Here is a 20081-nt window from a genome sequence, read left to right as displayed (position 1 = left end):
CACCTTATGTTGCAGACCTTTTTAATTATCCATTTTCTGCTGCGCTTCAATAACTTTTATTAATAAACGAGTAATCCCTTCATAGAAAGAATGGATCGATTTTTCTTTAAGTTTTATTTCAAATTCACTCAGCCAGTCCAGGTGATCCTCAATGAACTCTCTGCTGAATTTTTCAGGAGCATGTTCGATGAAGTATGCTGCCAGCTCAAGCAGAATGGATATATGATCGGGAATGCCTTTGTACTGCATTGGAATTTCCATTTTCAGTTCATTTAAGAGGAAGGTAATGTGCAGGGCCGGATCACCTTGCAGGTAGCCTTTTTCCCGAGCAAATGGAAGAGTACAAGTTTCATCCTGGGTCCACGGTTTATATAGCGACTCTATCGGAAGGACGGCTTTCTCTTCTGCTGACCCGATCGCCTTTTTATGTATTTTGCATAATTGTTCAAAGTCATCAGGCAAGATCCCGTCTAATGAAGATTCAAAACCATATAAATCCCTGGCCAGTAACTCTAGCCTTTTCAGTAAATGGTTTTGCTCCATCTCTTTCCAGGTCTCCAAAACAGGCGGCTTATATAAGTCTGCAATAATGTTAAAAACCACCGCAGTTCCGGCTCTCTTTTCGATTGACTCAATCATCTGGTTACACCACCTTTCGATTACATCTTCACTATATTTCAAGCAAGTTTGTGAAACAACAAACATTCTGTGGAGAATAGCCTTTTAGTATGTGAAGGATTTCACCTAATAAGACTGGAAGATTTTCATTGACCTTCCCGCCATACACTGTGCTAAGTCCGCTCTAACCTGCTTTTTTTCTATATTTGTGCTAGAGGTTTTGTGAACATTCCTTAACATCTATATGAATTTCTGGCGAACACGACTTTTTTAAAAGACTTTAATCGTAGAATGGTAGTGTAGTAAAAATGAATGTTGAGGTGACCTTCAATGTCGCTGATTGGCAATTGGATTGAAAGCTTGAGTTATGAATTGGAGATTTCCTCCTCCTGTACAAGAAAAATCAGTCACATGAGTTCCTGTACAGCCTGCATAGACGAATGCCCCACAGAAGCCATACGTGTGGAAAATGGCGAAATAAATATTAGCAAACAATCATGCACGACTTGTGGTGTCTGTATCACGATTTGCCCGGTACAGGCGATTAAAGGACAGTCACCACCAAGGAGAATCATCCAAAATCATATTTTATTGGAGGATGGTTCTGCTTTACCTACTGTCACTGAACTTCTTTATTATCATAAGAAAGGAATACGGCGCGTCCATGATCCATTGATGTGCGAGGAGCTAAAGGAGAAAGTCAAGCGGACAAATGAACTGCTCGCGAAAATGGAATTTGAGCCACTATCCCTCGTAAATAAAGTTGAATTAGATATAGGAGATCAGCTCCTGATATCAAGACGTGCCTTTTTTGCCAAGCTTACTTCAGACAGCAAAAAGACCGTTCTTTCTTCTATGACTCCAATCAAATGGCGGTTCAATGAAAGCAGCTTCAAAACCTCGAACCTTTTTAAAGGTTGGTCATTTTATGAGGTAAAGTTGAATCAAGAGGATTGTACATTATGCGAGGCATGTTTTGCGATTTGTCCCTCTGATGTATTCCGCCTTGTTGATGATTCATTGAAACTTACGGATCATAACTGCAGCGGCTGCCGTCTTTGCAGTGACATATGCAGAGAAAAATCAGTGCAAATCTTCCCTAAAGTCCATAAAAGTGATGAAGAGAGATTCCCGGTCATCAAAACTAACTGCCAAAAATGCCATACTCCCTTCCATTCCTGGAGAGCAGCAGAATTATGTCCAATTTGCAGCTCTGTTGAAAAACCGAATTTCTTCTTATAAATACATGAACGAAAACAGGCAGCAGCGACCCCGGGTTACCTTACAGGGTAGCTGCTGCCTGTTTATTGCGTAAAAAAAAACTAGGAAGTAGAAGCTTCCTAGTTCGATGTTATTCTTCCTCACCAAGCAGGAAGTCTGGGTTCAAGTCTTCAAATTCATCGTCATCGACTCCGTGACCCCACTCGTCCTCGTCACAGTCACATCCGCCTGGGTGAGTGACGACACAAACCTTGGTTTCACCGATGACTTCGACCAGGAATTCCCTTTCGACGTGAACGATGATTTTGTTGCCATTTGGCGAAATGACCGCTTCGATGCAGTTAGGCTGCTGAAGGACTTCAACGAGCACATCATGGTCATCCATGCAATCTGGATCACGGTACTTAAGCTTGATGACATCGCAGTAAGTTACTTTCTCCGTGACTACTTCTGTTTTTGTATTATCATCAAAGGAGTACCAGATGTTGGCTTCGTAGGACCCGTTTACCTCAACCACTTTCCCTACTTTCTTTGCCTTGTACTTATGGTTTATGACCCAAGCGCCAAGAATGCTGCTTGGATGATGCGCTGGGTTGATCGTATGATTGGACTGTGTGAATTTACGTCCTTTCGCTACGACGGCTTTCGTGATAATCTCTCTGTAATCTCCCATGCGAGCGAAACCTCCTCAATCTTTTTCAATTCATCCTATGCGTGATATTAGACTAGTGTGCGATTAATTTTAGAACCGCTGTTAAAAATTTAGGCATAGTTCATTGTATGCCCACAGGCGATGAATGTTCCCGATTGATGAAAGATGATGGGTAATTCATTTGAGCATTCACTGGAGTCCATTTATAGTGAGAAACCTGAAAAAGAAAGCAAAATAATGTTTTGCACTTGTAGACGGAAAGCTCTTTTTCGCATGGCTCTGTTAAAGTTCAATATTGGTATTACACCTGTTGATTGTATGTAGTGGAAGGCGCGTAGACTCCTCCGAATTTTTCCTCATGCGTTGGCGAGTTCGAGGAAGGTTCTCATTGTCCTGCGGGCGCAGCTGGTCATGTGAGACCCTGCAGAAGCAGCTCAGCTAACCCCATCCACGCGGAAAGCGAAGCACCTGGAACGCATATTAACTGTCCTGTTTAACAGAGCCTTTTCCATAAAAAAGACACCTGCTATAAACAGGTGCCTTGTTTTAAACTAGTGATTTAATGTTCGTGGGTGTGGCAGCTTGCTCCGTTCTGGAGTGAAGCGCCGGTTTCGCCGCGGAGGATATCTCCTCCGGTTGATACAACGATTTCATCTGTAACAGTATTAGAAATAGTCGTTGCGACCATCTGCAGCAAGTCATTTACATCGATCTGGGATTGCTTGAATTCCTGTACTACCGGAATTGCGTCAAGCTGCGCTTCTAAGGAAGCGATTTTTTCCTCGGTCTTTTTCAAAGCTTCTGTTTTTCCGTAATGCTGGAAGTTTACAGCTTGTTTTTGAAGACCTTTTATAGAAGAAATAAGCGTTCTTACTTTTTCATTCTCATGAATTTGTGCTTCAGCACGCTTAAAAAAGTCCACTTCTTCTGTTTCAGCAATCATTCGTGCGATTTCTCTTGAACGTTCGATAATGTCATCTTTATTGTATTTTGCCAACTTACTTCACCTCAACTGGTTCGTTTTCTTCTACCATTTCCCCGTTTAAAGACCATGTTTTTGCATCTGTGATCTTTACTTTGACGATTTTGCCGATTGCCGACTTAGGAGCTACGAAATTGACGAGCTTCAACTTGCTTGTATATCCCGCAAGTACATCCGGATTGTTTTTGCTTTCGCCTTCGACCAGTACCTCAACAATCTGATCTTGATACTTCTTCATCGACTGGGCAGACTGTTCATTCACAAGTGCATTCAGACGCTGAAGACGCTCCTTTTTCACTTCCATAGGAACATTATCCTGCATTTTCGCTGCTGGAGTTCCCTCTCTTGGAGAGTAGATGAAGGTATACGCTGATTCATAGCCAACCTCACGGACGAGTGACAATGTCTCCTCGAATTGTTCATCCGTTTCATTCGGATATCCGACGATGATATCCGTTGTCAAAGTGGCATTCGGAATGGCTGCCTTAATCTTGCGTACAAGTTCAAGATATTGTTCACGCGTATACTTCCTGGCCATGATTTTCAATACATCGGTAGAACCTGATTGCACAGGAAGATGGATATGGTCCATCAGGTTTCCGCCTTTTGCCAGGACTTCTATCAAGTGATCATCGAAGTCACGTGGATGGCTCGTAGTGAATCGAATCCTCGGGATATCGATTTTACGGATTTCATCCATCAGGTCTCCCAGTCCGTATTTAATATCTGAGAAGTCTTTTCCATATGCGTTTACATTCTGGCCCAGCAGGGTAATTTCCTGATAGCCCTGTGCCGCAAGCTGGCGTACTTCCTGGATGATATCTTCCGGACGGCGGCTTCGCTCTTTGCCCCGTGTATAAGGAACGATGCAGTATGTGCAGAATTTATCGCAGCCATACATAATGTTAACCCATGCCTTGATATTGCCGCGGCGTACCTTAGGAAGGTTTTCAATGACATCCCCTTCCTTGGACCAAACTTCCACGACCATCTCTTTGGACATGTATGCTTCCTGGAGAATATTCGGCAGGCGATGGATATTATGCGTACCAAAAATCATATCAACCTGGTTATAGGTTTTCAGGATTTTATTGACGACAGATTCTTCCTGTGACATACAGCCGCATACACCCAAAAGCAGATCCGGTTTTTCACGTTTCAGATGCTTTAAATGACCAAGTTCACCGAACACCTTGTTTTCAGCGTTTTCCCGGATTGCGCATGTATTCAGCAGGATGACATTCGCATCCTCGACACTGTCAGTAGGCTCATAGCCTAACCCAAGGAAAATACCAGCCATGACCTCAGTGTCATGTTCGTTCATCTGGCACCCATACGTACGGATATAGAATTTGCGGCCTTTTCCCATCCCGATGAATTCTTGTGGGATGTCGAAGTCCTTATGGTACTTTACCTCTTCTTTTCCGCGCTTTTTCGCATCCTTCAAAGAAGGAGCAGTATATACTGTTTCAAAGTACTTGCTATAATCCTTGCTGGATTTTTTGTCCGAAGAATTTTCAGTTTGTACTTGCTGTCCTTCCAGGCGTTGATTTTCGTTCATGACAGATCTCCTTTCAATAGAAAGCTTGCAGGCAGCATAGATTCCCGGTAATTTTTCCTGGGAAGCATACTGAACTGCATTCTACTTGCAAAAAGGGCGATATTTTACCCTGAAATTATTAAATATACACATTATAATAGTATAAACTCTTGATTCAATGAAAACAATAGTATGCATTGGAAATACAGCATTCACGGTAAAAAAAACCGACTCAATCATATTACCTTATAACTGTCATTATAGTAGTGATACTTATCACTATAAATCATTTCGCAAGTTTTCAGTTTCATACTCTTACTGAAAAATAAAACCCCAATCCATGATGATTGGGGTTTTATTGCAATGTGCAGATTTATTACATGAATTCAGCAACAAGCTTATCAAAATGAGCCTGGTCAAGCTTAAGGTCTGCTTTTGAAAGCGGAGTTTCAGAATAACCGCTAACCAGATCCTGATAAGATTTTTGCTCTGTATTTTGATAGATTAGGCCAGTAACCAAACCTTTATGTTCCATCAAAGTCTGCATAGCCGCTTCACGATTTGACGGGTCATAACCTTCAATGTCGCTCAGCTTTGTCAAGTTTTCCTTGAACCAGTCATATGTGTTTACCTTGTTGTAAGTTACACAAGGGCTGAAGACATTGATCAGCGAGAAACCTTCATGCTTAATACCTGCTTCAATCAGGGCAGTTAAGTCTTTCAGGTCAGTTGAGAAACTTTGTGCCACAAAAGTAGCACCAGCTGTCAAAGCCAGTTCCATAGGGGAAATAGCTTGCTCGATGGAACCAGCAGGTGTTGATTTTGTCTTGAATCCAGCTGCCGAACGCGGAGAAGTTTGTCCCTTTGTCAGACCATAAATCTGGTTGTCCATGACAATGTAAGTGATATTGATGTTACGGCGGATCGCATGGACAGTATGTCCCATACCGATCGCGAAACCGTCCCCGTCACCACCGGAAGCGATAACCGTTAAATCACGGTTCGCCATCTTCACACCTTGTGCGATTGGAAGTGAGCGGCCATGGATTCCGTGGAAACCGTAAGAATTGATATATCCAGAGATACGGCCAGAACAGCCAATACCTGAAATGACGGCCAGATCTTCGGGTTCAAGACCAACGTTAGCAGCAGCACGCTGCATCGCTGCCTGTACAGAGAAGTCTCCGCAGCCTGGGCACCAGTTTGGTTTTACATTATTGCGAAATTCTTTAAAAGTCGCCATCCTAGAACAACTCCTTGCATTTTGTGTGGACTTCCTGCGGCAAGAACGGATTTCCGTCATACTTGAGGATCTTGTGGATCTTCTCGTGTCCTCCGACATTCATCTTCATGATGTTCGCAAGTTGTCCTGTCGCATTGTTTTCAATAACTGCCACTTTCTTAGCAGAATTTACAAGCTGCATCATTTCATCGGCAGGGAATGGGTGGATCAAACGTACATGAGCATGGTTTACTTTCAAACCATCCTTCTCCAGTCTTCCCATTGCCTCTTCGATTGCACCTCTAGTAGAGTTGAAACCTACGATTAAGAGATCAGCTTCCTCATGCGGAGCATTTTTATGGATTGGCGTATCGAACTTCAGATTGCTGATTTTGCGGAAACGCTTATCCATTTGGGCAATGCGGTTCGCAGCAGATTCTGAAGGCTTTCCTGTTTCGTCATGCTCAACACCAGTAACGTGGTGGATTCCGTTTTTCATGCCTGGAATGACACGAGGTGAAATACCATCTTCAGTTACTTCATAACGCTTGAAGTACCCTTTATTCTCAATTTCAGGAAGTTCTTCTGTCGCCAGCTTGCCTCGGCGGATTTCCACTTTATCAAAATTAAGCGGCTCGACTGTTTGCTTTCCAAGTGAAAGCTGAAGGTCAGTCAGGACGATAACAGGGCATTGATACTCTTCAGCAAGGTTGAATGCTTCAGCTGCATCATAGAATGCTTCCTGGACCGTACTTGGAGCCATGACAATCTTAGGGATTTCGCCGTGCGTTCCATAGATCATTGCCATAAGGTCTGATTGTTCCTGTTTAGTAGGAAGACCTGTTGATGGACCGCCACGCTGTGTATCAACGATAACGATCGGAGTTTCAGTGATTCCGGCAAGGCCGATTGCTTCCATTTTCAAAGAAAGGCCAGGACCCGCAGATGCTGTAATCGCACGAACTCCGCCATAGTTGGCACCGATTGCCATTGTAGCAGCAGCAATTTCATCTTCTGTCTGGATGACAGTTCCGCCAAGAGCCGGCAGCTTCTTGATCAGATATTCCATGATTTCTGATGCAGGCGTGATTGGATAAGCAGCCATAAAGCGGCAGCCTCCTGCTACTGCACCCATTGCGATTGCGTCATTGCCGATCATGAACAGACGTTTCTGTCCATCAGCCTTTTCAAGCTGCATCGTCTCGGCGCCCGACAATTGTTCCTTCGTATATTCGTAGCCAGCTTTAATGGCTTCCATGTTTTTATCGACAACCTGTTGTCCTTTGCGTCCGAAGATTTCCTGGACGACTTCCTCGAAAACCTGGATGTCCAAGTCAAGGATTGCACTTGTCGCACCAATCGCGACCATGTTCTTCATAAGAGATGTTCCAAGTTCAGTAGCTATTTCCGTAAATGGAACCGCATACAATGCAGCTTGAGTATCTTCTGGCTTTTTAGGATCAAACTTCGCATCAGCCAAAATGACGCCTTTCTCATGCAATTCCTTGTAGTTAACATCGATCGTTTCCTGATCGAACGCTACAAGAATATCTAAATCGTCAGAAATAGATCGAACCTCTGTAGTGCTTACCCGAATCTTGTTATTTGTGTGTCCGCCCTTGATACGTGATGAAAAGTGACGGTAGCCATACAAGTAGTAGCCTAGACGGTTCAAAGCAATAGAGAAAATTTCCCCGGTAGATTCAATTCCTTCTCCCTGCTGTCCGCCAACTTTCCATGAAAGTTGATTGATCATCTCTTACACCCCTTTAGATATGTAAAAACGCTTCGTTATTAAGTGTAGCACTTTTCCAAGTAATTCACTAGAATTTAGTGGGTATCTCTAAAACCCCTGTCAAATCTAGTAAATGGATGGTACTAAACGCTTTCAATTCTAGACCTATGTGAAAAAAAAAGCAACCCTTTCAGAATAATTCTTGACGAAAATATGAATATTTTTTTATTTGTTAAAATATTTTAAGTTTCCTGCATTCTGGCCCTCTTATTCAGGGACTGAAACCTGTTGTGTCTATTGATTTCAGCTGTTTTTCAACGGAAGTTTGGACGCCATATTGTCAAAAAGAAACTTTCGGACTTGTATATCAGTATAATATTTTTGCAATTCGTTCCAAAGGTTCTCATATTGATCATTTCCCGATAGATTCTTCACCGTAAATTCTATACCGTCAAAATCGGAACCGAAGCCTACATGATTTTCTCCTCCAAGAGTACAGACATGTTCCAGATGGCGGATTATATCATCAATCGATGCCGATTCCTTTTTACCCGATAAAAATTCCGGGACAAAGGTGAGGCCCATGACAGAATCCAAATCGATCAGCGCTTTGATTTGTTCGTCCCTCAAATTCCGCGGATGCTGGCATTTCGTATAACTGTTTGAATGGGACGCAAACACACGGTCTGATACTTCCAGCACATCCCAGAACCCCCTCTCGGATAGATGGGAGACATCACAGGCTGTTTCCGTTTCATTCAGGAGCTGGACAACCTGCCGGCCAAATCTCGTCAGCCCTGCCCCCCGTTCCTCTAACGCCCCGTCGGCGCAATAATTTCCAAAGTTCCACGTCAATCCTACGGAACGCACCCCAAGCCTTAACAGCGTTCGCAGCTTCAACAAATCCTGACCAATGGCATCACAACCTTCAAGAGTCAGGACAGCACCTATTTCTTGTTCAGTGAGGTCATTAATCTCTGCCCTGTTAGTCACAAGCTTCATTTGGGGATTCGGCGATAGAACCTTTTCATAGAACAAATCTACCATCCTAAGTGCTGCCTCGAATTTCAAATCAGGATGGACCGATTCGGGTACATAAATGGCGAACAACTGGACTTTCGTTCCTGAAGCATTCAGCTTTTCCAAATTGACCTGTAATTCCCCTGCTTTAACATAATCAAGTGTCGGATCCATTAATAGTTTATAGAGAACATCACAATGTCCATCATAGATTTTCAAAAGAATTCCCCCTTGTGCCCATTATACAAGAAAATAAAAGAAACCTGCTTGCACATGCAAACAGGCGAGTATATCAATAATTTCTTATGTGTTTGATATTTACTTTATCGGGGTTCAACAATCAACTTAATGGCTGTCCGCTCTTCGCCATCAATCAGGATATCAGTAAATGCCGGGATGCAAATTAAATCAACGCCGCTGGGTGCTACGAACCCTCTTGCGATCGCTACTGCCTTAACGGCCTGATTTAATGCACCCGCCCCAATTGCCTGAATTTCTGCGCCCCCTCTTTCGCGCAGTACTCCAGCAAGCGCACCAGCTACAGAATTAGGATTAGATTTTGCTGAAACTTTTAATATCTCCATTCCTGGCTCCTCCTTATTTTGTCCCGTACCAGATGTCCTGTTTGTGGACATCCAGGTTAGTCTGTTCCACTGCTACTATATTCAGGAGGAAGCCCACATATGACCTTCAGTTAAAAAAAGCATTGCAAGTGATGACTTTGATTCTGTTTTTTTGCATGGCAAGGCTTTTTTATAATGGTAATTCCCTTTAGAACCGGGATCACACCCCTGTTATGATGCTATTCGGGCGGAATGGTGACCTTATGCGGACTCTTTTCTCTTCATAAGGGTACCTCTCGGGGGCAATGGTACCCTTATGTTGACTCTTTCTTCTTCATAAGGGTGTCTCTCTGGCGGAATGATGCCCTTATGTGGACTCTTGCCTCTTCATAAGGGTGTCTCTCTGGCGGAATAGTGCCCTTATGTGCACTCTTGCCTCTTCTTAAGGGTGTCTCTCTGACGGAATGGTGCCCTTATGCGTTTTCTTGCCTCTTCATAAGGGTGTCTCTCTGGCGGAATGGTGGCCTTATGTGGACTCTTCACTCTTCATAAGGGTATCTCTCGGGTGGAATGGTGCCCTTATGCGCAATCTTCACTCTTCATAAGGGTATCTCTCTGGCGGAATGGTGACCTTATGCGTTCTCTTGCCTCTTCATAAGGGTGTCTCTCTGGGGGAATGATGCCCTTATGTGGACTCTTAGCTCTTCATAAGGGTGTCTCTCTGGCGGAATGATGCCCTTATGTGGACTCTTAGCTCTTCATAAGGGTGTCTCTCTGGCGGAATGGTAACCTTATGCGCAATCTTCACTCTTCATAAGGGTGTCTCTCGGAGGCAATGGTGACCTTATGTGCACTCTTCACTCTTCATAAGGGTATCTCTCAGGCAGAATGATACCCTTATCCACACTCTTTTCTCGTCATAAGGGTATCTCTCGACAGGAATGATACCCTTATGTGGACTCTTCACTCTTCATAAGGGTGTCTCTCTGGCGGAATGGTGACCTTATGCGCAATCTTCACTCTTCATAAGGGTGTCTCTCGGAGGCAATGGTGACCTTATGTGCACTCTTCACTCTTCATAAGGGTATCTCTCAGGCAGAATGATACCCTTATCCACACTCTTTTCTCGTCATAAGGGTATTTCTCGACAGGAATGATACCCTTATGCGCACTCTTTTCCCATCAAAAGGGTATTTCTCGACAGCAATGATACCCTTATCCACCCTCCTACCTCTTCACAAGGGTATCTTTCATCCAACTTAATCCTTCTCCAAATAACCAAATTCAGCTCATAAGTAAAGACTGCAGATAAACTCGAATGAGTTTTCCTGCAGTCTCACGATTGTCACTCTAATGTCTTATTCATAAAAAGGGTGGTCTTCATTGATAAGGATTTTCTGGATTTTCACTGCTTTGCCAGTTTTCTTATCCAAATCGATCAATACTGCTGATAGCTGGTTCCTTCCTTCCTTGGCTACTTCGAAACGTGTTGGCAGGCTTGTAATGAACCTTCTGAGAACTGCTTCTTTTTCTACTCCTAAAATGCCATCATATGGACCGGTCATGCCTACATCGGTCAGATATGCTGTACCAGAAGGCAAAATTCGCTCATCTGCAGTTTGGACATGAGTATGCGTACCGACCACGGCGGAAACTTTTCCATCAAGATACCATCCCATTGCCTGCTTTTCGCTAGTTGCTTCTGCATGGAAATCAACGAATATGAGGGATGTGCGCTTTCTAGCTTCTTCAATCAGTTCATCGGCTTTTTTAAATGGGCAATCAATTGGCGTCAAGAATGTTCGGCCTTGCAAATTGATTATTGCCAGTTCCTCCTGGTTGATTTTTAAATAAACAATCCCTTTGCCAGGAACTTCTTCTGGGAAATTAGCAGGCCGTACCAGATATTTAGCTCCATCGATGAACTCAAAAATATCACGGTTATCCCATGCGTGGTTTCCTAGAGTGACCGCCTGTGCGCCCTGCTCGAGAAACTGCCGGTAAATCTTTTCGGTAATCCCTTTACCGCTCGCTGCATTCTCACCATTTATGATCGTAACAGTCGGACGAAATTTCCCCTTCAGCTTTGGCAGGTATTCCGTAACCATATCCCTGCCTGGAGAACCTACAACATCCCCTACAAATAAAATTCTCATTAATCTTCATTCCTGCCTATAAGTTATTTATATAAAAATTGTATCATATCATCGTGATCAGAGGAAAACAGCAATGTGACCACAATATAAAAAGCGGCGCCGAAGCACCGCTTTATTTTGCGTATTCAACTGCACGTGTTTCACGGATGACTGTAACCTTGATATGTCCTGGATAATCGAGCTCTTCCTCGATTTTCTTACGGATATCACGAGCGAGGCGGTGTGCCTGCAAGTCATCGATTTGATCAGGTCGAACCATGATCCTGATTTCTCTTCCCGCTTGAATAGCGAAGGACTTCTCGACCCCTTCATAGGATTCCGAGATTTCTTCGAGTCTTTCAAGACGGCGGATATAGTTTTCAAGTGCTTCGCTGCGGGCACCTGGCCTTGCAGCTGATAATGCATCAGCAGCAGCAACTAGAACTGCGATGATCGATGTAGGCTCAGTATCACCATGGTGGGAAGCAATGCTGTTGATGACAACAGGATGTTCCTTGTACTTGGTAGCGAGCTCCACGCCAATTTCAACGTGGCTGCCTTCTACTTCATGGTCAATTGCCTTTCCGATGTCATGCAGGAGTCCTGCTCGGCGAGCCAATGTTTCATCTTCACCTAGCTCTGCAGCAAGCAATCCGGACAATTGGGCTACTTCCATTGAATGCTTAAGAACATTCTGTCCGTAGCTTGTACGATACTTCAAGCGGCCAAGAATCTTGATGAGGTCTGGATGCAGCCCATGTACTCCCACTTCGAAGGTCGTCTGTTCACCAACCTCGCGAATATGTTCATCCACTTCACGGCGTGCCTTCTCAACCATTTCTTCGATTCGGGCCGGATGAATACGTCCATCCTGGACAAGCTTTTCCAGAGCTAATCGGGCTGTTTCACGTCTGATTGGGTCAAATCCGGATAATATAACTGCTTCCGGAGTATCATCAATTATGAGGTCTATTCCCGTCAACGTTTCCAGGGTGCGGATATTCCGTCCCTCACGTCCGATAATGCGTCCCTTCATTTCATCATTCGGAAGATTCACGACCGACACAGTCGTTTCAGCGACATGGTCAGCTGCGCATCTTTGGATGGCAAGTGAAAGTACCTCTTTCGCTTTCTTATCGGATTCTTCTTTCGCCCTGTTTTCGTTTTCCTTAATCATTAGTGCAATGTCGTGAGCAAGTTCTTGCTCAGTACGCTCCAAAATGATGGATTTAGCCTCATCACGCGTTAAGCTCGAGATGCGTTCCAGTTCAGCCTGCTGATTTCGTACCATCTCGTCCACTTTGCTTTCCATCTCTTCAATATGCTGTTGTCTTTTGGTAAGAGCGTCATCTTTTTTCTCTAAAAGATTCTCGCGTTTGTTCAACGACTCATCTTTACGATCAAGATTCTCCTCTTTTTGCAATAAACGATTTTCTTGTTTTTGCAGTTCATTTCTTCGTTCACGAATCTCACGTTCTGCTTCAGTACGCAGTTTGTGATTTTCATCCTTAGCCTCCAGCAGGGCTTCCTTCTTCATTGCCTCTGCTCCACGCTTCGCATCTTCAATAATTTGTTCTGCGGCGTTTTTGGCACCTGCAATTTTTGCTTCCGCAACGGATTTACGATAAAAATAGCCAACAACTGCACCGACGAATAGGCCAAGCAAAATGGAGATGATTGAAATAATTAGATCCATCATTTTCACCTCCTCTTGCTATGAACTTGTGTTACGTTTTTTAAAGTGTCGGCATGTACATTGTTACAAGCATCAACATACAGCTCTAATGCTTTTAAACGTTTTTAATACCATGAAAATGTAAAATATACATTTTTAATTGTAAAGCTGCCAAATTTTATTGTCAAGGGTTTGTCCCATAAGGATGTCATCGATTTTAATTAATTATTCAATCAATTCTTATTTTTAGAGTGAATTCATACCAAAAAGGCCTCCTGTCATTCAGGAGACCTTGCTAATCCTTAGTGTAAATCTATTAATCCAGTTGAAGTTCTTCCTGGTCTTCGTCTGTTTCAGTCACAGTGAATTCGCCATCCAGACCGTAGTGGTCACGGATTTTCTTCTGAATTTCAAGACGGATGGATGGGTTTTCTTTAAGGAAAATCTTTGCGTTTTCCCTTCCCTGTCCAAGACGTTCACCATTATAGGAATACCATGAACCGCTTTTATCTACGATATCAAGGTCTGATCCCATATCGATGATTTCACCTTCTTTGGAGATTCCTTCACCGTACATGATATCCACTTCAGCTGTACGGAACGGAGGTGCAACCTTGTTCTTGACAACTTTAATCTTCGTTTTGTTACCGACCATGTCATTGCCCTGCTTCAACGTTTCAGCACGGCGCACTTCAAGACGGACACTTGAGTAGAACTTCAAAGCACGGCCGCCTGGTGTAGTCTCAGGGTTACCGAACATGACGCCAACCTTTTCACGAATCTGGTTGATGAAGATCGCGATAGTCTTTGATTTGTTGATTGCACCGGAAAGTTTGCGCAATGCCTGGGACATCAAACGAGCCTGAAGACCGACATGGGAATCACCCATCTCACCTTCGATTTCTGCCTTAGGGACTAGAGCTGCAACGGAGTCAATAACAATGATATCAATCGCGCCGCTTCGTACAAGTGCTTCAGCGATTTCAAGCGCCTGCTCTCCTGTGTCCGGCTGTGACAAAAGAAGCTCATCAATGTTTACACCGAGTTTTTGTGCATATACAGGATCCAGCGCGTGTTCAGCGTCAATGAACGCTGCCTGGCCGCCATTAGCCTGCACCTCAGCAATCGCATGGAGCGCAACAGTTGTCTTACCTGAACTTTCAGGTCCATAGATTTCGATAACACGTCCGCGAGGATAGCCGCCTATTCCCAGCGCTGTGTCCAGCGCAAGAGAACCACTTGGAGAAGTAGAAATCTTGGTATCTGTCTTCTCACCCAACTTCATTACAGAGCCTTTACCAAATTGCTTTTCGATTTGTTTTAATGCCATATCTAACGCCGCTTGACGATCACTCACACAATTTCCTCCTTTTATATAAAAAACGAACTGCATACTGCCTGTCCGCAAATCTCTTATTCAAAGCCTACTATTACTATACCTTTTTCCATGCGGTTTGTCCATTAAAAAATCGAACATTTATTCGTTTTTTTTGAAGCTGGAATAATCATTAAAACTGAATTTTAAATAGCTTTTTTACTAATTTTGAGTAGGAACATCCCCTTTAAAACACGAATTCGGCAAGTAATCTGCCTATTCGGTACTCCAGGAACCTCGCTAATGAAAAAACACGGAAGCAAATCACTTCCGTGTTTCTGATAATCTATTAATTAGCAGCTGGCAGCCAAACTTCACTGACCTGCTCCTGATTGCAGCTCGTGACCCGCTCAGGTTCAATTTTTCTACATGCACTGGCTTCCCCTTTATATGTACACCAATGAAAACAGTTCCTGCCGGATGCCCTTCAAGAGAGTCAGGGCCTGCCACTCCCGTGAAGCCTAAGCCAATTTCCGAATTGGTGATCGATGCAATATTGACCGCAAGCTCTTCCGCACATTCTTTGCTGACAGCCCCGAAGTTCTCTATTGTAGCAGGGCTGACGTTCACCAGTCCGATTTTAGCCTCATTTGAATAGCATACAATCCCGCCCTTAAAAAGGCTGCTGGCTCCGGAAACAGAGGTCAATTCCTCCTGGAACATCCCGCCTGTAAGGCTTTCCGCTGCTGATATCGTCAAGTTCTTGCTTTTTACTAGTTTGGAAAGTTCCAATATTAGTGAGGTTTCGTCGTAACCATAGAAATACTCGCCGACTCTGTCCATGATTTCCGCTTCCACTTTATCAATTAATTCCTGGGCAGTGCCATTAGCATCATCTCTTGCTGTAAGCCTCAGGGTCACTTCCCCGTCACCTGCCAGCGGGGCAATGGTCGGATTGCTTTGCTGATCGATTAAATCCTCTATTTGTGCTTCCAATGCTGCCTCGCCTATTCCAAAAAAACGCAGGACTCTTGATTCAATCCTTGCCTGGCTGCCATTTATGCCAGTGATAGCTGCCTGGCCATATTTCAGGAACATGGGCTCCATTTCAGAAGGAGGACCCGGCAACAGCATATACTTGTGGTCAGATGTTGACAGGAACATACCCGGAGCCATGCCATTTTCGTTCTTAAGAATAACGGAACCGTCAATCACGAGAGCCTGCTTCCTGTTATTCTCGGTCATTACCCTCTTCGTTTTTTCAAAATAGAGTTCGATCGACCTCATGGCTTCCTCATCAAGCACCAATTTCTTTCCGAGCTGAGCGGCAATGGTATCTTTGGTGAGGTCATCTTTAGTTGGCCCAAGGCCGCCAGTGAAAATGATCAATTCTGCACGTTCCTGGGCAATCCTGATTGCACTTTTCAGCCTATCGGAATTATCCCCGACAACCGTGTGATAGAATACATTGATTCCCAGGTCTGCAAGCTGCCTTGACAGGAACCTGGCGTTTGTATTGACAATTTGCCCGAGAAGCAATTCAGATCCAACTGCTATGATTTCTGCATTCATATGACATCCTCCTGGCAAATCCTTTATTTAGAATTGCTGAATATTTGCTTGTTCTTGGCGAAGTAGTCCCAACCAGACCAGATTGTAAAGAACATCGCCACCCATAAGGCGATATCGGCAAACGGGATTGAGAAAGCTTCAAAGATGATATTATGCAGCAACAAAGCGGAAATCGCGACTGTTTGAGCCCACATTTTGATTTTCCCTGGCATCTTGGCAGCAACAACCTCGCCGCCTCCCGCAAGCAATAAACGAAGCCCTGTCACGGCAAACTCCCTGCTGATGATCACGATGACAATCCACGCTGGGGCATACCCAAGTTCAACAAGCACAATCAGTGCCGAGGAGACCAGAAGTTTATCCGCCAGCGGATCAAGGAATTTCCCCAGATTCGTAACGAGATTATGTTTCCGTGCAAGATACCCATCAACCCAGTCTGTAACAGAAGCGAAAATATAAATCAGCGCTCCTACTAAATGAGTGACCGGCATTGTCGTTCCAAGCAGGGCAATCTCGCCCCAGGAAAATGGAACAACCATCACGATCAAGAATAACGGAATCAATAAAATGCGTGAAACCGTAATTTTATTTGGCAAGTTCATATCCTATTCCTCCAGATGTTAATTACACAGCCATTTGGCTGACTTCTTCATTATATCCAATATGTAAAAAACGACATTAAATATGCCTGAAGCGGCAAGCACCTCAACAAGCTCCGAGAAGCGCTGGAGCTTAGCACTAATAGTATAGCCCGTATAAACAAACGTCCATACGGGCATTTTTGTTGCAGCAGCCTCTAATCGGACTGCATTTTATTACGTTACATTATTTCACAAATTTGATTGTGATCAGCTGGGTCATATCCTCTTCCGGCGAAACGGCGTACTCTAGCTTTTGGTCGTTTACGTAAATTTCCGTTTCGGTAGCCCGTCCGATATTGATGACTGCCTCTGTTTCACTGGTCATATCTTCTGTATGGCTTCCAGTTTTGTCTTTATCCAGCATACCCTGGAAGATCGATTTCCCAGCCCCATTAGAAAGGCCAACCCATGTTTGCCCAAGTGAAACAATCTTGATGGCAAATTTATCGGTATTCTTCAGTTCGTATACCGTCTTGCTGCCATTGCTAGAAGAGACTGTAAGCTCCTGTGCCGGGGTTTCAGGCTCTGCTTCTTCTTCAGCAGGTTTTTCCTCAGCAGGGGTATCAGATTCGCTTGGATCATCATCAGCGGCATCTTCCGCGCTCCCTGCAGGTTCTTCAACGATTGGCTGGTCCTTTTTGGTATTCGCAGTCTGTCCAGCGTCATCGCCAGCGTTTTTGACAATTAAATACCACACGAGAGCTATCGCGCCAATAATGAATATGCCAATCAATATTTTTGGAAGTACATTCAGAACCTTAGAAGTTTCTGGTGAAAGACTCTTCCTCGATTGGACACGTGACAGCTGTTCTGGCAACTCTTCGTTATATGAAGATGGGATTTCGGATTTATGCTGTTCAAAAAGCTGGTCCGGATCAAGGCCCACTGCTTCGGCATATTGTTTGATGAATGCCCGAACATAGAACTTACCTGGCATCATAGAATAATTGCCTTCTTCAATGCCCAGGAGATAACGCTTTTGAATTTTCGTGATGGACTGCAGTTCGTCCAGGCTGAGACCTTTTGCTTCCCGTGCTTCCTTTAAAATAATTCCTAACTCAGACACGATAACACCTTCCAATACTGTTAAAAATCAAATCCTCCAAAATCGGAATCAGTAAACATGTGATTCTTCTGGACCATATCATATACGATTTCCTCATCGGGGTTATTTCTTAATTCGATAATATAATCAAAATCATCCAATGTATATTCTGTGTTCTGGACAAAAATATCAGGATGTTCCACAACCTTGACTGCAGGAAGGCGCATGATTTCCCTGACAAGCTGCCAGTGCTTTTCATTGGCTCTCCTTGTTGAAACAATACCATCGATGATGAATAGGTTATCAGCATTGTACTCATCCTCAATCAACTGATTGCGAATTGTCTGCTTCAATAATGTAGAGGAAACAAAAAGCCATCTTTTATTGGCACAAACACTTGATGCCACAACAGATTCTGTCTTTCCGACACGAGGCATTCCACGTATGCCAATCAGTTTATGCCCCTCCATCTTAAACAATTCTGCCATAAAGTCGACCAGCAGTCCAAGTTCATCCCTTACAAACCGGAATGTTTTTTTATCGTCCGCATCACGTTGTATGTACCTGCCATGTCTTACCGCCATCCGGTCACGCAGTTTAGGCTCCCTGATTTTAATTACCCTTATTGTATCCATAGTATTTAAAATTGACTCAAGTCTCTCAATTTGATCATCATCTTTCGCAAGGATCAATAGGCCACGTCTTCCTTCATCCACACCATTGATCGTTACAATATTGATGGACAGCATTCCAAGCAAAGAGGAAATATCACCTAGCAGTCCTGGACGGTTAATCATTATTTCATATTCCAAGTACCATTCTTTCTTCTCCATCATTCTCCTCCTCTGCTTTCAGCCAATAATTGCGACACATTTTGACATCGATTATCTAGCTACTATAATATATGATTTTCTAAGAAGATGAAAGGAAAAACAAGCCAGAAATGAAAACTGCCCTAATGCATCTGATATGGACTGTTATAAATAAAAAAAGAGAGGAATGTAAGTCCCCTCTTCATCAAACTCACCTATTTACTTCCGTTGTTTTGAACAAGCTTTACCATCATGGTAGCGATCGCATGCTGCTCGTCCGGGCTTGCTACTGACCAAAGGTCTGAAAGAACTCTTTCCTGTTCGTTCTTAGGGTCGACGTTCTTGGCAAGATAGTCGCCGATCTGGTATGCAAGATCACCCATTACTTCTTTATTCATCCCTTTATCCTGCGCCTGATGAAGACGGTCTCCCAGGAAGTCTTTCCACTGATTCCAATTTTCCAATACAGACATATTGACAACCTCCTTGTCTAAAATAGTACAAGGTTATTTTGCATTGGTTCGCGGAGAATTATTCATCAAGAAACGGGATTAGAAAATTTGTCACAAATTGTTCAGGTCAGCCAGCCGCCGTTGATTGCCACAACCTGTCCGGTAATATAGGAGGATTTCTCTGATAAAAGGAATTCCACGCCATTTGCTACTTCTTCAGGGGTCCCAAGACGGCCGGATGGGACCTCAGCAGCAATCGCTTCAAGTTCCTCGAGGGTAAATCCGTCTACCATTGGAGTCTGGATCGCTCCAGGCGCAACTGCGTTCACCCTAATATTAGAAGGTGCCAGTTCTTTGCTTAGCGCTTTCGCAAATGCCAACTGCGCTCCCTTTACTGTTGAATACGCCACCTCATATGACGCTCCTGTCTGGCCCCATATAGATGAGACAATCACAATATTCCCATTTTGTTTTTGCCGCAATTTTGGAAGCAGCTTTTTTGTCAGAAGAAGCGGCGTTGTAACATGGATTTGAATCAAGGCTTCTGTTTCTTCTTCTTCCAAATCCTCGAGAAGGCCATATAAAGCATTGCCAGCATTATGTACGATTGCATCAATCGAAAAAATCTGGTTGGCTAATTCAAGATAACCTGTCTTCGAGGCTAAATTGGCCTTGATCGGTATATATTCTCCGCCAAATGAGCCAATCTCGCTTAAAAGCTCTCCAATTCCCTTTTCGTTCTGATTGTAATGTAAGTAAAGCGAATAACCTTCTGATGCCAGCTTGATTGAGATTGCTTTACCGATTGCTCCGCTTGCACCTGTCACCAATGCGAATCTTTTCATGTCTTTTCCCTCTCACCATTTCTAATTAAATATGCG

At 43.7% G+C, this 20081-nt stretch carries 18 protein-coding genes; 1 reads left to right on the top strand and 17 read right to left on the bottom strand.

The window, feature by feature from the left end; all coding sequences use genetic code 11:
• Positions 1 to 21 precede the first annotated feature (21 nt).
• Complete coding sequence (locus tag FS736_RS03540; RefSeq protein WP_186326643.1) at positions 22 to 639, bottom strand: TorD/DmsD family molecular chaperone; 618 nt, start codon at positions 637 to 639, stop codon at positions 22 to 24.
• A 309-nt stretch (positions 640 to 948) separates the two neighbouring features.
• Here FS736_RS03540 and FS736_RS03535 point away from each other — a divergent pair, with 309 nt between their 5' ends.
• Positions 949 to 1860 (top strand): 4Fe-4S dicluster domain-containing protein, encoded by a 912-nt coding sequence (locus FS736_RS03535; protein WP_144474949.1) that lies wholly within the window; start codon positions 949 to 951, stop codon positions 1858 to 1860.
• 109 nt (positions 1861 to 1969) lie between these two features.
• Here the strand turns inward: FS736_RS03535 and FS736_RS03530 are convergent, their stop codons facing one another.
• From FS736_RS03530 to ymfI, 16 genes are all read right to left on the bottom strand, one after another.
• Positions 1970 to 2512 (bottom strand): outer spore coat protein CotE, encoded by a 543-nt coding sequence (locus FS736_RS03530; RefSeq protein WP_144474948.1) that lies wholly within the window; start codon positions 2510 to 2512, stop codon positions 1970 to 1972.
• Between the two features lie 538 nt (positions 2513 to 3050).
• The gene (locus FS736_RS03525; protein ID WP_144474947.1) at positions 3051 to 3488 is read right to left on the bottom strand and encodes a YlbF/YmcA family competence regulator; all 438 of its coding nucleotides are present in this window, start codon (positions 3486 to 3488) and stop codon (positions 3051 to 3053) included.
• 1 nt (position 3489) lies between these two features.
• On the bottom strand, positions 3490 to 5034 hold the full coding sequence (miaB, locus tag FS736_RS03520) for a tRNA (N6-isopentenyl adenosine(37)-C2)-methylthiotransferase MiaB (protein WP_144474946.1): 1545 nt from the start codon (positions 5032 to 5034) through the stop codon (positions 3490 to 3492).
• Positions 5035 to 5389: 355 nt separating this feature from the next.
• On the bottom strand, positions 5390 to 6256 hold the full coding sequence (locus FS736_RS03515) for a 2-oxoacid:ferredoxin oxidoreductase subunit beta (protein ID WP_144474945.1): 867 nt from the start codon (positions 6254 to 6256) through the stop codon (positions 5390 to 5392).
• A 1-nt stretch (position 6257) separates the two neighbouring features.
• Positions 6258 to 7991 carry a 2-oxoacid:acceptor oxidoreductase subunit alpha gene (locus FS736_RS03510; protein ID WP_144474944.1) on the bottom strand — a complete coding sequence of 578 codons (1734 nt, stop codon included), beginning with the start codon at positions 7989 to 7991 and terminating at the stop codon, positions 6258 to 6260.
• A 282-nt stretch (positions 7992 to 8273) separates the two neighbouring features.
• On the bottom strand, positions 8274 to 9209 hold the full coding sequence (locus FS736_RS03505) for a dipeptidase (protein ID WP_144474943.1): 936 nt from the start codon (positions 9207 to 9209) through the stop codon (positions 8274 to 8276).
• A gap of 104 nt (positions 9210 to 9313) precedes the next feature.
• Positions 9314 to 9574: a stage V sporulation protein SpoVS gene (spoVS, locus tag FS736_RS03500; RefSeq protein WP_010193268.1), complete on the bottom strand. Its 261-nt coding sequence runs from the start codon at positions 9572 to 9574 to the stop codon at positions 9314 to 9316.
• A 1337-nt stretch (positions 9575 to 10911) separates the two neighbouring features.
• Positions 10912 to 11709: a TIGR00282 family metallophosphoesterase gene (locus FS736_RS03495; protein ID WP_144474942.1), complete on the bottom strand. Its 798-nt coding sequence runs from the start codon at positions 11707 to 11709 to the stop codon at positions 10912 to 10914.
• A 112-nt stretch (positions 11710 to 11821) separates the two neighbouring features.
• Positions 11822 to 13384 carry a ribonuclease Y gene (rny, locus tag FS736_RS03490; protein WP_144475011.1) on the bottom strand — a complete coding sequence of 521 codons (1563 nt, stop codon included), beginning with the start codon at positions 13382 to 13384 and terminating at the stop codon, positions 11822 to 11824.
• 295 nt (positions 13385 to 13679) lie between these two features.
• Positions 13680 to 14720 (bottom strand): recombinase RecA, encoded by a 1041-nt coding sequence (gene recA / locus FS736_RS03485; protein ID WP_144474941.1) that lies wholly within the window; start codon positions 14718 to 14720, stop codon positions 13680 to 13682.
• 282 nt (positions 14721 to 15002) lie between these two features.
• Positions 15003 to 16250, bottom strand: coding sequence for a competence/damage-inducible protein A (locus tag FS736_RS03480; protein WP_144474940.1), 1248 nt, complete (start codon positions 16248 to 16250; stop codon positions 15003 to 15005).
• A gap of 23 nt (positions 16251 to 16273) precedes the next feature.
• Positions 16274 to 16852 (bottom strand): CDP-diacylglycerol--glycerol-3-phosphate 3-phosphatidyltransferase, encoded by a 579-nt coding sequence (gene pgsA / locus FS736_RS03475; protein ID WP_144474939.1) that lies wholly within the window; start codon positions 16850 to 16852, stop codon positions 16274 to 16276.
• 223 nt (positions 16853 to 17075) lie between these two features.
• On the bottom strand, positions 17076 to 17957 hold the full coding sequence (locus tag FS736_RS03470; protein ID WP_144474938.1) for a helix-turn-helix domain-containing protein: 882 nt from the start codon (positions 17955 to 17957) through the stop codon (positions 17076 to 17078).
• 20 nt (positions 17958 to 17977) lie between these two features.
• Positions 17978 to 18769, bottom strand: coding sequence for a DUF3388 domain-containing protein (locus FS736_RS03465; RefSeq protein WP_144475010.1), 792 nt, complete (start codon positions 18767 to 18769; stop codon positions 17978 to 17980).
• 194 nt (positions 18770 to 18963) lie between these two features.
• Entirely contained in the window at positions 18964 to 19221 is a 258-nt protein-coding gene (locus FS736_RS03460) for a DUF3243 domain-containing protein (protein ID WP_144474937.1), read from the bottom strand.
• 101 nt (positions 19222 to 19322) lie between these two features.
• Positions 19323 to 20045: an elongation factor P 5-aminopentanone reductase gene (gene ymfI / locus FS736_RS03455; RefSeq protein WP_144474936.1), complete on the bottom strand. Its 723-nt coding sequence runs from the start codon at positions 20043 to 20045 to the stop codon at positions 19323 to 19325.
• Positions 20046 to 20081 lie beyond the last annotated feature (36 nt).

The sequence above is a fragment of the Cytobacillus oceanisediminis 2691 genome, from assembly GCF_007678455.1.
GTDB classification, from domain to species: domain Bacteria; phylum Bacillota; class Bacilli; order Bacillales; family Cytobacillaceae; genus Mesobacillus; species Mesobacillus oceanisediminis_A.
Note: the sequence above shows the minus strand (reverse complement) of the source record. Positions and strands in the feature narration are given on the sequence as shown.